This window comes from Cupriavidus oxalaticus, from assembly GCF_004768545.1.
In the GTDB taxonomy this organism is placed as follows: domain Bacteria; phylum Pseudomonadota; class Gammaproteobacteria; order Burkholderiales; family Burkholderiaceae; genus Cupriavidus; species Cupriavidus oxalaticus_A.
Map to the genome: position 1 here is coordinate 1,031,635 of NZ_CP038635.1, position 14,366 is coordinate 1,046,000.

Annotated in this window: 16 protein-coding genes; 13 read left to right on the forward strand and 3 right to left on the reverse strand. The window is 67.6% G+C overall.

Annotation, left to right across the window (positions count from 1 at the left end; translation table 11 throughout):
• Positions 1-77 precede the first annotated feature (77 nt).
• The 12 genes from urtB to ureG all read left to right on the forward strand — a co-directional run bounded on the left by urtB (position 78) and on the right by ureG (position 10,547).
• On the forward strand, positions 78-1,721 hold the full coding sequence (gene urtB, locus E0W60_RS15600; protein WP_135704891.1) for an urea ABC transporter permease subunit UrtB: 1,644 nt from the start codon (positions 78-80) through the stop codon (positions 1,719-1,721).
• Entirely contained in the window at positions 1,721-2,929 is a 1,209-nt protein-coding gene (urtC, locus tag E0W60_RS15605; RefSeq protein WP_135706234.1) for an urea ABC transporter permease subunit UrtC, read from the forward strand. Before urtB ends, urtC begins: the two co-directional genes overlap by 1 nt.
• Positions 2,926-3,774: an urea ABC transporter ATP-binding protein UrtD gene (urtD, locus tag E0W60_RS15610; protein WP_135704892.1), complete on the forward strand. Its 849-nt coding sequence runs from the start codon at positions 2,926-2,928 to the stop codon at positions 3,772-3,774. The genes urtC and urtD overlap by 4 nt, the downstream gene beginning before the upstream one ends.
• Positions 3,775-3,776: 2 nt before the next feature.
• Positions 3,777-4,469 carry an urea ABC transporter ATP-binding subunit UrtE gene (gene urtE, locus E0W60_RS15615; RefSeq protein WP_133094182.1) on the forward strand — a complete coding sequence of 231 codons (693 nt, stop codon included), beginning with the start codon at positions 3,777-3,779 and terminating at the stop codon, positions 4,467-4,469.
• A 109-nt stretch (positions 4,470-4,578) separates the two neighbouring features.
• Positions 4,579-5,448, forward strand: a complete 870-nt coding sequence (locus E0W60_RS15620; protein ID WP_135704893.1) for an urease accessory protein UreD — start codon at positions 4,579-4,581, stop codon at positions 5,446-5,448.
• Between the two features lie 37 nt (positions 5,449-5,485).
• Positions 5,486-5,788 carry an urease subunit gamma gene (locus E0W60_RS15625; protein ID WP_133094184.1) on the forward strand — a complete coding sequence of 101 codons (303 nt, stop codon included), beginning with the start codon at positions 5,486-5,488 and terminating at the stop codon, positions 5,786-5,788.
• Between the two features lie 60 nt (positions 5,789-5,848).
• Positions 5,849-6,460: a HupE/UreJ family protein gene (locus E0W60_RS15630; RefSeq protein WP_135704894.1), complete on the forward strand. Its 612-nt coding sequence runs from the start codon at positions 5,849-5,851 to the stop codon at positions 6,458-6,460.
• Between the two features lie 11 nt (positions 6,461-6,471).
• Entirely contained in the window at positions 6,472-6,777 is a 306-nt protein-coding gene (locus E0W60_RS15635; RefSeq protein ID WP_133094186.1) for an urease subunit beta, read from the forward strand.
• Positions 6,777-8,492 (forward strand): urease subunit alpha, encoded by a 1,716-nt coding sequence (gene ureC / locus E0W60_RS15640; protein ID WP_135704895.1) that lies wholly within the window; start codon positions 6,777-6,779, stop codon positions 8,490-8,492. Before E0W60_RS15635 ends, ureC begins: the two co-directional genes overlap by 1 nt.
• A 29-nt stretch (positions 8,493-8,521) precedes the next feature.
• Complete coding sequence (gene ureE, locus E0W60_RS15645) at positions 8,522-9,181, forward strand: urease accessory protein UreE (protein WP_135704896.1); 660 nt, start codon at positions 8,522-8,524, stop codon at positions 9,179-9,181.
• Between the two features lie 30 nt (positions 9,182-9,211).
• The gene (locus E0W60_RS15650) at positions 9,212-9,904 is read left to right on the forward strand and encodes an urease accessory protein UreF (protein ID WP_135704897.1); all 693 of its coding nucleotides are present in this window, start codon (positions 9,212-9,214) and stop codon (positions 9,902-9,904) included.
• Positions 9,905-9,917: 13 nt separating this feature from the next.
• A complete protein-coding gene (gene ureG / locus E0W60_RS15655) occupies positions 9,918-10,547 on the forward strand; it encodes an urease accessory protein UreG (protein WP_013956047.1) in 630 nt (209 codons plus the stop codon).
• Here the strand turns inward: ureG and E0W60_RS15660 are convergent.
• On the reverse strand, positions 10,544-10,984 hold the full coding sequence (locus E0W60_RS15660) for a helix-turn-helix domain-containing protein (RefSeq protein ID WP_133094190.1): 441 nt from the start codon (positions 10,982-10,984) through the stop codon (positions 10,544-10,546). The genes ureG and E0W60_RS15660 overlap by 4 nt on opposite strands.
• A 267-nt stretch (positions 10,985-11,251) precedes the next feature.
• Here E0W60_RS15660 and E0W60_RS15665 point away from each other — a divergent pair, with 267 nt between their 5' ends.
• The gene (locus E0W60_RS15665; RefSeq protein WP_135704898.1) at positions 11,252-12,127 is read left to right on the forward strand and encodes a hypothetical protein; all 876 of its coding nucleotides are present in this window, start codon (positions 11,252-11,254) and stop codon (positions 12,125-12,127) included.
• A gap of 37 nt (positions 12,128-12,164) precedes the next feature.
• Here the strand turns inward: E0W60_RS15665 and E0W60_RS15670 are convergent, their stop codons facing one another.
• Positions 12,165-12,857, reverse strand: a complete 693-nt coding sequence (locus tag E0W60_RS15670; RefSeq protein ID WP_133094250.1) for a glutathione binding-like protein — start codon at positions 12,855-12,857, stop codon at positions 12,165-12,167.
• A 178-nt stretch (positions 12,858-13,035) separates the two neighbouring features.
• Positions 13,036-14,298: an acyl-CoA dehydrogenase family protein gene (locus tag E0W60_RS15675; protein WP_133094192.1), complete on the reverse strand. Its 1,263-nt coding sequence runs from the start codon at positions 14,296-14,298 to the stop codon at positions 13,036-13,038.
• Positions 14,299-14,366 lie beyond the last annotated feature (68 nt).

Genomic DNA, 14,366 nt, shown 5'->3' on the forward strand with positions numbered 1-14,366 from the left:
ATGCGGCTCCCCTCTCCCGCTTGCGGGAGAGGGGAGCAACAACAAGCTCGCTTCATTCCTGCCAATCGCAAGCTCCTATGCGCAATCCCTTATCCGTTCAAGTCGTGCCCTGGCTGCGCGCCCTGCTGGCCGCGCTGCTGCTGGCCGCGGCGCCGTGGGCCGCTGCGCTGACGCAGGCCGACCTGAAGCCGCTGGCCGAAGACGACTTCGATGCCAAGACTGCCGCGCTGTCCGCGGTGACCAAGGCATCGCCCGCTGAAGCCGGCCCGATCCTGAAGGCCCTGCAGGACGACACCCTTCAATATGCGCCGTCGGTCGGCATGGTGCGCCAGGACGGCGACAAGGTGGTCGATGCCATCACCGGCAAGCCGGTCACGGTCAAGCCGGACGAACTCGAATCCCTGACCCTGAACAACAGCCTGCGCGCGCTGGTCGACAGCGCCGCCAGCAGCCTGCAGCTGCAGTCGCCCGACATCGCGGTGCGCGCGCAGGCCATCGGCACCTTGCGCGACCAGCCGGAAAGCGCCTCGCTGGCCGCCGTGGAAGCCGCGCGCAAGGCCGAGGCCGACGCGGGCCTGCGGGCCAGCCTGGACGTGATCTGGGCCAACCTGATGCTGGCGGAGCCGGCGGACGCAGCCGCGCATGACGCGCGCCTCGAAGCGATCCGCATCCTCGCCACGGACAGCAACCCGCAGAGCCGCCAGAAGCTTGCGCCGCTGGTCGAGCGCGACAGCGCCGGCAACTACCGCGAAGCGGATGCGGACGTGCGCCTGGCCGCGCAGCAGGCGCTGGACCAGCTGCGCAGCGACCAGCGCCGCGCCGAGCTGATCGGCAACCTGTTCGCCGGCCTGAGCCTGGGCAGCGTGCTGCTGCTGGCAGCGCTTGGCCTCGCCATCACCTATGGCCTGATCGGCGTCATCAACATGGCGCACGGCGAGTTCCTGATGATCGGCGCCTACGCGACCTACGTGGTGCAGTCGCTGTTCCGCGCCTATGCGCCGGATGCGTTCGCGTGGTACCTGCCCGCGGCGCTGCCGGCATCGTTCCTGGCGGCGGCGGCAGTCGGCTTCGTGCTGGAGCGGCTGGTGCTGCGCCACCTGTACGGCCGCCCGCTCGAAACGCTGCTGGCCACCTTCGGCATCAGCCTGCTGCTGATGCAGGCGGTGCGCACGCTGTTCGGCGCGCAGAACGTGGAAGTGGCCAATCCCGGCTGGATGAGCGGCGGCTTCGAATGGATGCCGGGACTGGTGATCCCGTACAACCGCGTGGTCATCATCCTGTTCGCGCTGGCGGTGGTGGCGGTGGCGTGGGCGGTGCTCAACCGCACGCGGCTGGGGCTGTTCGTGCGTGCCACCACGCAGAACCGCACCATGGCGGCGTGCGTGGGCGTGCGCACGTGGAAGGTCGACAGCTACGCCTTCGCCTTCGGTGCCGGCATCGCCGGGCTCGGCGGATGTGCGCTGTCGCAGATCGGCAATGTCGGTCCCGACCTGGGCCAGGCCTACATCATCGATTCGTTCATGGTGGTGGTGCTGGGCGGGGTGGGGCAGCTGGCCGGCACCATCGTGGGCGCATTCGGGCTGGGCATCATCAACAAGTTCATCGAGCCGTTCTATGGCGCGGTGCTGGCCAAGATCTTTGTCCTGGTGCTGATCGTGCTCTTCATCCAGAAGCGGCCGCAGGGACTTTTCGCGCTCAAGGGGCGCAGCGCGGAGGCATGATGCAGCGATTCCAACCCGATTCTTCCGCGACACCTTTCCGGCTTGCCGTGCCGGAACGCCAGTCGCTGTTCTCGCCGCGCGGCTGGATGGCGCTGGCGGTACTGACCGTGGTCGTCGGCATCGGCGTGCCGGTGTGCGCGCTGCTGGTGCCGGAAGGCCATCCGCTGCACCTGTCGGCATATGCGCTGACGCTGGTCGGCAAGATCATGTGCTTTGCGCTGGCGGCGATCGCGCTCGACCTGGTGTGGGGCTACTGCGGCATCCTGAGCCTCGGCCATGGCCTGTTCTTCGCGCTGGGCGGCTATGCCATGGGCATGTACCTGATGCGTTCGATCGGGCGCGAAGGCGTGTACAAGAGCGACCTGCCGGATTTCATGGTGTTCCTCGACTGGAAGGAGCTGCCGTGGTTCTGGCACGGCACGGACCATCTTGGCTATGCGCTGCTGCTGGTGGTGCTGGTGCCGGGCGTGCTGGCATGGCTGTTCGGCTTCTTTGCCTTCCGCTCGCGCATCAAGGGCGTGTACCTGTCCATCATCACGCAGGCGATGACGTATGCGGCAATGCTGCTGTTCTTCCGCAACGAGACCGGCTTCGGCGGCAACAACGGCTTCACGGATTTCAAGCGCATCGCGGGGTTCGCCATCGCCGCGCCGCAGACGCGCACGGCGCTTTTTGTGCTGACCTTCGTGGCGCTGCTCGGGGGCTTCGTTGCCTGCCGCTACATTGTCACGTCCAAGCTGGGCCGCGTGGTCACGGCCGTGCGCGATGCGGAGATGCGCGTCATGTTCTCCGGCTACAACCCGCTCGGCTACAAGCTGTTCGTGTGGACCTTCTCGGCGGTGCTGTGCGGCATCGCCGGCGCGCTGTACGTGCCGCAGGTCGGCATCATCAACCCGGGCGAGATGTCGCCCGGCAACTCGATCGAAATGGCGGTGTGGGTTGCCGTGGGCGGGCGCGGAACGCTGATCGGGCCGGTCATCGGCGCGTTCCTGGTCAACGGTGCCAAGACGCTCTTCACCGCCCACTTCGCCGAATACTGGCTGTTCCTGCTGGGCGCGATGTTCGTGCTGGTGACGCTGTACCTGCCCGATGGCGTGATTGGCCTGTGGAAGCGCCTGCGCGAGCGCCGCGCTGCCGCCGCGGTGCCGTCCGAGCCTGAGCCCGTTTCCACGCCCGCGGTGGCGGGCCGCACCGGAGGTGAAGCATGAACGCCGCACTCGAACACGGCCAGGCCGAAAGCGGCGATGCCACCGGGCTGGGCCGCGTGCTGGAGCCGGGCACCATCGATGTGTCGCACGGCCCGATCCTGTACCTGGAAGACGTCACCGTGCGGTTCGACGGCTTCCGCGCGCTCAACAAGCTGAACCTGTCGATCGACCATGGCGAACTGCGCTGCGTGATCGGTCCCAACGGCGCGGGCAAGACCACGATGATGGATGTCATCACCGGCAAGACCGGGCCGCGCAATGCCAATGTCAGCGGGCGCGTGTTCCTGGGCCAGACCATCGACCTGATGCGGATGACCGAGCCGCGCATCGCGCAGGTCGGCATCGGCCGCAAGTTCCAGAAGCCGACCGTGTTCGAGCAGCACGCGGTGTGGGAGAACCTGGAGCTGGCGATGAAGGCCGACAAGCGCTGGTGGTCGTCGCTGCGCGCGCGGCTGACCGGCGAGGGGCATCGCCGCATCGAGGAGACGCTGGCGCTGACCGGCCTGGAGGACGAGGCTTACCGGCCCGCGGGCCTGCTGTCGCACGGGCAGAAGCAGCGGCTGGAGATCGGCATGCTGCTGATGCAGCAGCCGCAGCTGTTGCTGCTCGACGAGCCCGTGGCCGGCATGACCGATGAAGAGACCATGCAGCTGGCCAGCCTGCTCAACGGCCTGCGCGGCAGCTGCTCGATGATGGTGGTGGAACACGACATGGAGTTCGTCGCCGCGCTGGCCGGCGCTGCCGGCAAGGTCACGGTGCTGGCCGAAGGCAGCGTGCTGGCAGAAGGCACGCTCGACAGCGTCAAGCGCGACGAACGCGTGATCGAATCCTACCTGGGGAGATAGGCATGCTGCAGGTCAACGCACTGAACCAGTTCTACGGCGGCAGCCATATCCTGCGCAACGTCTCCTTCGACGTGCCGGCGGGCAGGCTGACCACGCTGCTCGGCCGCAACGGCGTGGGCAAGAGCACGCTCCTGAAATGCCTGATGGGCGTGGTGCCGACGCGCAGCGGCAGCATCCACTGGGACGGCAAGCCGCTGGAGAAGAAGGCGCCGTACGAGCGCGTTTCCGCCGGGCTGGCCTATGTGCCACAGGGGCGCGAAATTTTTCCGCGGCTGACGGTCGAGGAGAACCTGCTGATCGGTGCCGCCAGCCGCGCGCGTCCAGCGGGTGTGCCGGATCGCATCTATCAGCTGTTCCCGGTACTGCGCACCATGCGCCAGCGCCGCGGCGGCGACCTGTCCGGCGGCCAGCAGCAGCAACTTGCGATCGGCCGGGCGCTGATGAGCGAACCGCAGCTGCTGATCCTCGACGAGCCGACCGAGGGCATCCAGCCATCGATCATCCAGGACATTGGCCGCGCGCTGCGGCTGCTGGTGGACGAGTTCGGCATGACGGTGCTGCTGGTCGAGCAGTACTACGAATTCGCGCGCCATATCGCCGACCACTATGTGGTGATGAGCCGGGGCGAGGTGGTCGCGCGGGGTGCCGGGGCCAGCATGGAGCAGGACGGCGTACGGGAGCTGATTGCCGTGTAGGCGTGGAACGGGGAATGCGCATCGCACGCCGCTTTCCGCCCAGGCAGGCGGCGCGCTATGATTATCTGCAACCCCGCCATCGCGCGCCCGCCGCCGGCTTTGCCACGCCATGCGTCATCCCGATTTTCCTTCATCACTCGCCGTGCCCGCCGCATGGCAGGCCAGCCTGCGGCTGCGCTTTGCGCAACGCGGCGAACGCACCGCGCTGGTCGAGCGCCGCCACCAGGGGCCGCTGCTGGTGCAGAAACCGCTGTATCCCGAAGGCGGCATCTGCCATGCCGTCATGCTGCATCCGCCGGCCGGCGTGGCGGGCGGCGACAGCCTGGATATCGAGGTGACGGTCGAGGCCGGTGCCCACGCGGTGCTGGCCACGCCCGGCGCCACCAAGTGGTACAAGTCGCTCGGCCGCGACGCGGCGCAGCAGGTGCGGCTGTCGGTCGGCGCGGGGGCGCGGCTGGACTGGCTGCCGCAGGAGAACATCGTGTTCGACGATGCGCGCGCACGTATCTCGACAGTGCTCGACGTTGCGCCGGGCGGCAGCGCGATCGGCTGGGATACCGTGGTGCTGGGCCGGCAGGCATCGGGCGAGCAATGGGCGCGTGGCGCGCTGTGGCTCGATACCCGCGTCGGCGCCGGCGAGCGCGCGTTGTGGATCGAACAGTCGCATCTCGATGCGGGTTCGCCGCTGCGCACCGCGGTGGCGGGACTCGACGGACTCAATGTGCAGGGCACGCTGTGGGCGGTGGGCGAGGGCGCCACGCAGCAACTGGCGGAAGCGTTGGCGGAGCAGTTGCCCTATGGCCCGGAACTGCGCGCAGGCGTGACCTGCCTGGCAGCCCATGGCCAGTCGATGCTGCTGGTGCGCGTGCTCGGCCGGCAGATGGAAGCCGTGCGCCACGTGATGGTCGACGGCTGGAGCGCGCTGCGCGAGCCGATGCACGGCGTGGCGGCGCGGCCGCTGCGGCTGTGGGCAACTTAGGCCACGACCGGACAACAAGACAGACAAGGAACAAGAGATGGAACTGACGCCGAGAGAGAAGGACAAGCTGCTGATCTTCACCGCCGCGCTGCTGGCCGAACGGCGCAAGGCGCGCGGGCTCAAGCTCAACTATCCGGAAGCGGTGGCGCTGATCAGCGCCGCCATCATGGAAGGCGCGCGCGACGGCCGCACCGTGGCCGAGCTGATGCACGAAGGCACCACCGTGCTGACGCGCGACGACGTGATGGATGGCATCGCCGAGATGATCCCCGAGATTCAGGTCGAGGCGACGTTCCCGGACGGCACCAAGCTGGTGACCGTGCACCACCCCATCGTCTGAGCCTTCGCCTTGACGTCCGATTTCGACCGCTTCGAACAACAAATCAAACCGAGAGCCGACATGAACCGTTCCGCCTGCCTGCGCCTTGCCCTGGGCACCACCCTGACCGTTGCCGCCACCGCCGCGCTGGCGCACCCCGGCCATGACGCCGCCACCGTCGGCGCCAGCCTGTGGGCCGGCCTGGCGCACCCGTTCACCGGTGCCGACCACCTGCTGGCGATGGCGGCGGTGGGCGTATGGAGCGCGCTGGTGGCCCGCTCGGCCGCCGATACGCTGCGCCTGCCGCTGGTCTTCGTCGCGCTGATGCTGGCCGGTGCCGCGCTTGGGTTGGCCGGCATGGCGCTGCCCGCGGTGGAACCGATGATTGCCGTGTCGTTGCTGGTGGTCGGTCTGCTGCTGGCGCTGCGCGCCAAACTGCCGGCCTGGGCCAGCGCGTTGCTGGTTGGCGGCTTTGCGGTGTTCCACGGTTATGCGCATGGCGCGGAGCTGCCGGCCACTGCCGAGGCGCTGCCCGCGGTGCTGGCCTACGTCGGCGGATTTGCCGTCGCGACCATGGCGCTGCACCTGCTCGGCATCGGCGCCGGCATGCTGCTGCGCCGCCATGCCAGCTGGCTCGCCCGCCTGGCCGGTGCCGGCGTGGCGCTGTACGGCGCCGGCCAGCTGGTGGCCTGAGGAGACACACCATGATCCCCGGTGAACTGATACCCGCCGATGGCGAGATCGAACTCAACGCCGGCCGCGCCACGGTCAGCGTGACGGTGGCCAATACCGGCGACCGGCCGATCCAGGTCGGCTCGCACTTCCATTTCTACGAGACCAATACCGCGCTGTCGTTCGACCGCGAAGCCACGCGCGGCTTCCGGCTGAATATCGCGGCCGGTACGGCGGTGCGTTTCGAGCCCGGCCAGACCCGCACCGTCGAACTGGTGGCGCTGGACGGCGACCGCATCGTCTACGGCTTCAACGGCAAGATCATGGGAGCGCTGTGATGGCAAGGATCTCCAGGCAGGCCTATGCCGAGATGTTCGGACCCACCACCGGCGACCGCGTGCGGCTGGCCGATACCGGGCTCATCGTCGAAGTCGAAAAGGACTTCACCATCTACGGCGAGGAAGTGAAGTTCGGCGGCGGCAAGGTGATCCGCGACGGCATGGGCCAGAGCCAGCGCATGGCGAAGGACTGCGTCGACACGGTCATCACCAATGCACTGATTGTCGACCACTGGGGTATCGTCAAGGCCGACATCGGGCTGAAGGACGGGCGCATCGCGTCGATCGGCAAGGCCGGCAACCCGGATATCCAGCCGGGCGTGACCATCGTGGTGGGGCCTGGTACGGAGGTGATCGCCGGCGAGGGCATGATCGTCACGGCGGGCGGCATCGACAGCCATATCCACTTCATCTGCCCGCAGCAGATCGAAGAGGCGCTGATGAGCGGCGTCACCACCATGATCGGCGGCGGCACCGGCCCGGCGACGGGCACCTTCGCCACCACCGTGACGCCGGGGCCGTGGTTCATGGAACGGATGCTGCAGGCGGCGGACGCCTACCCGATGAATATCGGCCTGCTCGGCAAGGGCAACGCCAGCCAGCAGGCGCCGATCCTGGAGCAGGTCGAGGCTGGTGCGATCGGGCTGAAGCTGCATGAGGACTGGGGCACCACGCCGGCGGCGATCGACACCTGCCTGTCGGTGGCGGACGCGACCGATACGCAGGTGGCGATCCACACCGATACGCTGAACGAGGCCGGCTTTGTCGAGGCCACCATCGCCGCATTCAAGGGCCGTACCATCCATACGTACCACACCGAAGGCGCCGGCGGCGGCCATGCGCCGGACATCATCAAGGTGTGCGGCGAGGCCAACGTGCTGCCGTCGTCGACCAACCCGACGCGGCCCTACACGGTGAACACGCTGGACGAGCACCTCGACATGCTGATGGTGTGCCACCACCTCGATCCGTCGATCGCCGAGGATATCGCCTTCGCCGAAAGCCGCATCCGCCGCGAAACCATCGCCGCGGAGGATATCCTGCACGACCTCGGCGCGTTCTCGATGATCTCCAGCGACTCGCAGGCCATGGGCCGCGTCGGCGAGGTCATCATCCGCACCTGGCAGACCGCGCACAAGATGGCGCTGCAGCGCGGCAAGCTGCCCGGCGACCCGCACGATGCGCGCGGCGGGCACGACAACTTCCGCGTCAAGCGCTATGTCGCCAAGTACACCATCAACCCGGCGCTGACGCATGGCATCGCGCATGAGGTTGGCTCGGTCGAGGTCGGCAAATGGGCCGACCTGGTGCTGTGGCGTCCGGCGTTCTTTGGCGTCAAGCCGAGCCTGATCCTGAAGGGCGGCATGATCGCCGCCGCGGCGATGGGCGATCCCAATGCGTCGATCCCGACACCGCAGCCGGTGCATTACCGGCCGATGTTCGCGTCGGCGGGCGGGGCGCTGCACCGGTCTTCGCTGACCTTTGTCTCGCAGGCGGCACTGGCGGCCGATATCGGCGAGCGCTATGGGCTCGCCAAGACGCTGTCGGCGGTGCGCGGCACGCGCACGGTCAGCAAGCGCGACATGGTGCACAATGACTGGCAACCGCATGTCACGGTCGATCCGGAGACCTACCAGGTCGTCGCCGACGGCCAGTTGCTGACCTGCGAGCCCGCCACCGAGCTGCCCATGGCGCAGCGCTATTTCCTGTTCTGAACCGCCGGGGCCCGCGCCCCGCATCGCGCATGCTGAAGATCGACAAGTTCCTGAGCGCCCCGCACGGCATCGCGCCGGTGCTGGTGCGCCGCGCTCCCAAGCTGGTCCTGCCTTTCAACGAACGAAGCAAGAGCCGCCTGCGCGCGATGCTCGACAACGGCACCGAGGCCGCGCTGTTCCTGCCGCGCGGCACGGTGCTGCGGGGTGGCGATCTGCTGGTGGCCGAGGATGGCAGCTTTGTCGAAGTGCAGGCCGCGGCGGAGGCCGTGCTGGATGTGCGTTCGGAGGATCCGCACGCGCTGATGCGCGCGGCGTATCATCTTGGCAACCGGCACACGCCGGTGGAGATCGGGCGCGACTATCTGCGGCTCGAGTACGACCCGGTGCTGGCCGACATGCTGCAGCGACTGGGCGTGCGCGCCGGGCGCGTGCAACTGCCGTTCGAGCCGGAAGCCGGGGCGTATGGCGGCGGGCACAAGCATGGGCACGATGCTACGTTTGCCGAGGACTATGCGGCGGCGCAGGCGGTGTTTCATGAGCATCATGGGCACTCGCACTCGCACTCGCACTCGCACTCGCACTCGCACTCGCACTCGCACTCGCACTCGCACTCGCACGGACATGGTCATGATCACGAGCATGGCGAGGCGGATCATGTTCACGATGCGAATTGCAGGCATAAGCATTGAGACGTAGGGCGGTAAGCCAGTGATCCGGTGATGACCAACCTCCACCAACTCATCTCCCTGCTGCATCTCGCATCGCCTGCCTTGCCCATCGGCGGCTTCAGCTATTCGCAAGGCCTTGAAGCCGCGATCGAAGCCGGCAGCATCCACGATGCCCGGACGGCCGAGCGCTGGGTCCGCGACAACCTGCTGCACGTCCAGGCCCAATGCGAAGCGCCGCTGTGGCTGCTGTTGCATCGCTGCTGGCGTGCCGGCGACACGGCTGCGGTGCAGGCCTGGAACGACTGGTTCCACGCCACCCGTGAAACCTCGGAGCTTCGCCTCGAGACCGAGCAGATGGGCTGGTCGCTGTCGAAGCTGATCGGCCAGATGGAGTGGGGCACGCCAGCATTGCGCGAGGCGCTGGCATCGCTATCGCCGGTCTGCCTGCCAACCGCCTTCACGGCAGCGTGCGTTGCACTGGACGTCGACGCCCGCGACGGCCTGGCAGCCTATTGCTTCAACTGGGCCGAGAACCAGGTTGCCGCCGCGATCAAGGCGGTGCCGCTCGGCCAGGTCGCGGGGCAACACATGCTGCGCCGTCTTCACGCGGCGGTGCTGGAAACCGTGGACGAAGCCACGCGCCGTGCCGATTCCACGCCACCGCAACTGTCGACCTTTTCCCCGATGCTGGGCCTGCTTTCCGCACGACACGAAACGCAGTACTCCCGGCTGTTCCGTTCCTGATTCCACAACCACCATGACCCAGGCCCGTACCAAGAAGAACCCTCCGCTGCGCGTCGGCGTCGGCGGCCCGGTTGGCTCCGGCAAGACCACGCTGCTGGAGATGCTGTGCAAGGCCATGCGCGACCGCTATGACCTGGTCGCGATCACCAACGACATCTACACCAAGGAAGACCAGCGCCTGCTGACGATCTCCGGCGCGTTGCCAGCCGAACGCATCATGGGCGTGGAAACCGGCGGCTGCCCGCACACCGCCATCCGCGAGGATGCGTCGATCAACCTGGAAGCGGTGGACCGCATGCTGGCGAGATTCCCGGATGCCGACGTGGTGTTCATCGAGTCCGGCGGCGACAACCTCGCAGCAACTTTCAGCCCAGAACTTTCTGATCTGACGATCTACGTGATCGACGTAGCCGGCGGTGAGAAAATTCCGAGAAAGGGCGGCCCTGGCATTACCAAGTCCGACCTGCTGGTGATCAACAAGACAGACCTCGCGCCGTACGTCGGCGCGTCCCTGGAAGTGATGGAGAGCGATGCCCGCAAGATGCGCGGCGCCCGGCCATTCGTGATGGGCAGCGTCAAGTCCGGACAGGGCCTGGACGAAGTGATCCGCTTCATCGAACGGCAGGGCATGCTCGGCGTCTAGGACTCGACGTCGCCCGCGGCGGCCCTGGCGCCGGGTTTGACATAGCTCACCGGCGGGCGGAAGCTGCCCTTGCCCGCCAGCGCCCGCGCAACCGCCGCCACCAGGTTCAACTCGGGCTCGTTGAGTTCGGCCATATGGCGGACGGTGGCTTCGATGGCTGCCTGCTGCCGGTTGCCGTAGGGCATCGGCGGCTGCTCCACCTGCAACTCGCTGACATCGTGGCGGGCGAAGTCCAGCATTTCGGATGGCGGGACCGCAAGGGTCTCGGCCAGCGTGCAGATGTTGATCAGCGCCAGGTTGCGCTTGCCCCCTTCGATGCCGCTCAGGTAGGAGCGCGCCAGACCGCTTTCGAGCGACAGCGTTTCCTGGGACCAGCCGCGCTGCTTGCGCAGCCAGGCGAGATGCAATCCGAAAAGTCTGAGATTTCGAGTAGTCATGGGATCGTAGGAAGTTCAGAGTGTTCTGAGGCTAAGGGTTTGACCTTGAGGCCACGACAACTTATTCTCCCCCTCACTATCGATGCCCGATCCGCGGAATAAGGGATGCGCCAGTGCATATGGCGCGGCACGATGGCATGACATCGGGCGGCTTGCATGGCCGTGCCAGACGGGACCAATGTGCGATGCCGGCGCGACGCTTTCGCGCGGGCGCCGCATTGCGCGGACAGGATGACCGCATCCTGTCGCCCCGCTCAGGGAATTACCATGCAGATCTTCACGCTGTTCGAGGCGCGGATGCGCGCCTTCCCATCCGGCCACCATGCGGTGGCGGACCTGACCATCGGTTTCCAGTCGCGCTTGCTGCCTGCCACGGCGGGGCTTGGCGAAACCTGCGACTACGTCTTTCTCCGCGCTGGAGAGGCCCAGCCCGAATTCACAGCGCAGCGGCCCGAGTGGTGGGCCTGCCTGCGCGGCGGGCTGCGCGTGTCGGCGCCCGGGCGCGGCAGCCTGCTGACGGGCGGCGGCGAGTTGTTCGCGCCTGCCACCGGCGTGCCGATGCAGGTCCGCGCGACGGTCGATACGATCCTGGTGCGCGCGGTGGCGCAGGACGCCGCCGCGGCGCCGGTGTCGCTGTCCGCTGGCGCGCGTGGCTGCAAGCTGGGGGAGGTGGGTGCGGACGACCCTGACGGCATGGCCGGCGCAGCCCGGGGCGGAGGCGCGCTGCAAGGCCCGTCAGGCATGCGGCCTGGGTTCGTCCAGCTCGATGACACGAGTGGCGACTGGGCGCAGCGGCTGCGCGCGAGCGGCTTGCGCTGGGCGCTGTGCTATCGCGGTGCTGCGGGGTTGTACTGGCGCGGGACGGAGTCTGCGGCGGCGGACGAGGCTGACGAGGCGGCGTTCCTGCAGCCCGGCGCGCTTTACGCGCCGGATGCGAATGAACCCTGTCGTCTCCACGTGCTCATGCCTGGCACTGGCCTGCTGTGCTGCTTCGGACCGTCGGCCGGGCGCGGGAACCAGAGCGAAGGCGGGAACGACCGCGCAGGCGGAAACGAAAACGAAGACGGGAACGGCCAGGCCGCGCGGTGCACCGGCGGGCTGGCCAGGGGGCATGCCAGCATGCCGGCACTGGTGGCGGCCTGAACACCGCGGCGGCCCGGGGCCATGCCCGGGCCGGCACTCAGTGCCGCTTGTACTGAGTGGCGCCGAACAGGACCTCGCGCGCCTTGTCGTCCTGCAGCGCCCTGCGCGCGCTGGCCAGCACCTCGACCCCGCGCTTGACCGCGGGACGCTCGGCGATCTCGTTGAACCAGCGCTTCAGGTTCGGGTATTCGTCCAGCTCGACGCCCTGGTTCTGCCAGCTGCGCAGCCACGGGAAGGTGGCGATGTCGGCGATGGTGTACTGGTCTCCGGCCAGCCATTCGTGCTTCGACAGCTGCGTGTCGATCACCCCGTACAGGCGCCTGGCTTCGTTGGTGTAGCGGTTGACCGCGTATTCGATCTGCTCCGGCGCGTAGATGCGGAAGTGGTGCGCCTGGCCCAGCATCGGGCCGACGCCGCCCATCTGGAACATCAGCCACTGCAGCGCGTCGTACTTGCCGCGCACGTCCTCGGGCAGGAACTTGCCGGTCTTGCCGGCCAGGTACAGCAGGATCGCGCCCGATTCGAACAGCGAGATCGGCTTGCCGTCCGGACCGTCGGGATCGACGATGGCGGGAATCTTGTTGTTGGGGCTGATCTTCAGGAAGTCGTCGCCGAACTGGTCGCCGGCGCCGATGTTGATCGGATGGACCTTGTATTCCAGGCCGCATTCCTCAAGCATGATGTGGACTTTGTGGCCGTTGGGCGTTGCCCAGGTATAGACGTCGATCATCGCAATGGCTCCCCTGGCTGCGATCGTGGTGACTGCCACGCCAACCACTGACGTGGCGAACCGGGCGATTTAAGCACAGAAGAAAAAAACGCGCAGGCTGGCTGCGCGTTTCCATACTGGCGTCAGGGGCGAGCATTCCCGGGGCCGGCGCACGAAGCGCCAGCGCCCGGCCGGGCGCTCAGAAGCCGCGCGCCACCGGCATCTTGATGCTGTCCGGGTTCACGTTCATGTGCTTGGCCAGTTCCAGCTTGGCGATGGCGTTGCGGTGCACCTCGTCCGGGCCGTCGGCCAGGCGCAGCGTGCGCTGGTGCGCCCACCAGTTGGCCAGCGGGAAGTCGCTGGAAACACCGGCGGCGCCATGCACCTGGATGGCCCAGTCGATTACCTTCAGCGCCACGTTCGGTGCCACCACCTTGATCATCGCGATCTCGGCCTTGGCCACCTTGTTGCCGACAGTGTCCATCATGTACGCGGCCTTGAGCGTCAGCAGGCGCGCCATCTCGATCTCGCAGCGCGCTTCGGCGATGCGTTCCTGGGTCACGCCCTGGCTGGCCACCGGCTTGCCGAACGCCACGCGCGACAGCGCACGCTTGCACAGCAGTTCCAGCGCGCGCTCGGCGACGCCGATGCTGCGCATGCAGTGGTGGATGCGGCCCGGGCCGAGGCGGCCCTGCGCGATCTCGAAGCCGCGGCCTTCGCCCAGCAGGATGTTCGAGACCGGCACGCGCACGTTCTTCAGCTCGATCTCCATGTGGCCGTGCGGCGCGTCGTCGTAGCCGAACACCGGCAGGAAGCGCTTGATGGTGATGCCCGGGGTGTCGGCCGGCACCACGACCATCGACTGCTGCTCATGGCGGCCGGCGTCGGGATTGGTCTTGCCCATCACGATGTAGACCTTGCAGCGCGGGTCGCCGGCGCCCGAGGACCACCACTTGGTGCCGTTGATGACGTAGTGGTCGCCATCGCGCTCGATGCGGCATTCGATGTTGGTGGCGTCCGACGAGGCCACCGCCGGCTCGGTCATCAGGAAGGCCGAGCGGATCTCGCCGGCGAGCAGCGGCTCCAGCCACTTGTCCTTCAGTTCCTCGGAGGCATAGCGCTCCAGCGTCTCCATGTTGCCGGTGTCGGGCGCGGCGCAGTTGAAGACCTCGGCGGACCAGGGCACCCGGCCCATGATCTCGCACAGCGTGGCGTATTCCAGGTTGGACAGGCCCTGCGGCGCACGCGGCGAGCGCGGCAGGAACAGGTTCCACAGGCCGGCTTCGCGCGCCAGCGGCTTGAGCTCCTCGATCACCTTGGTCGGGACCCAGGCGTTGCCGGCGCGGCGGTTCGCGTCGATCTCCTCGGCGAAGCGCTTCTCGTTCGGATAGATGTGCTTGTCGAAGAAGGCCAGCAGCTTGGCCTGCATTTCCTTGACCTTCGGGCTGTACTCGAAATCCATGTGGTCTCCTCGCTACGGATCGATGGGCGCCGCGCATTGGCAACGGCGGGCAACGGCGCTGGTTGGCT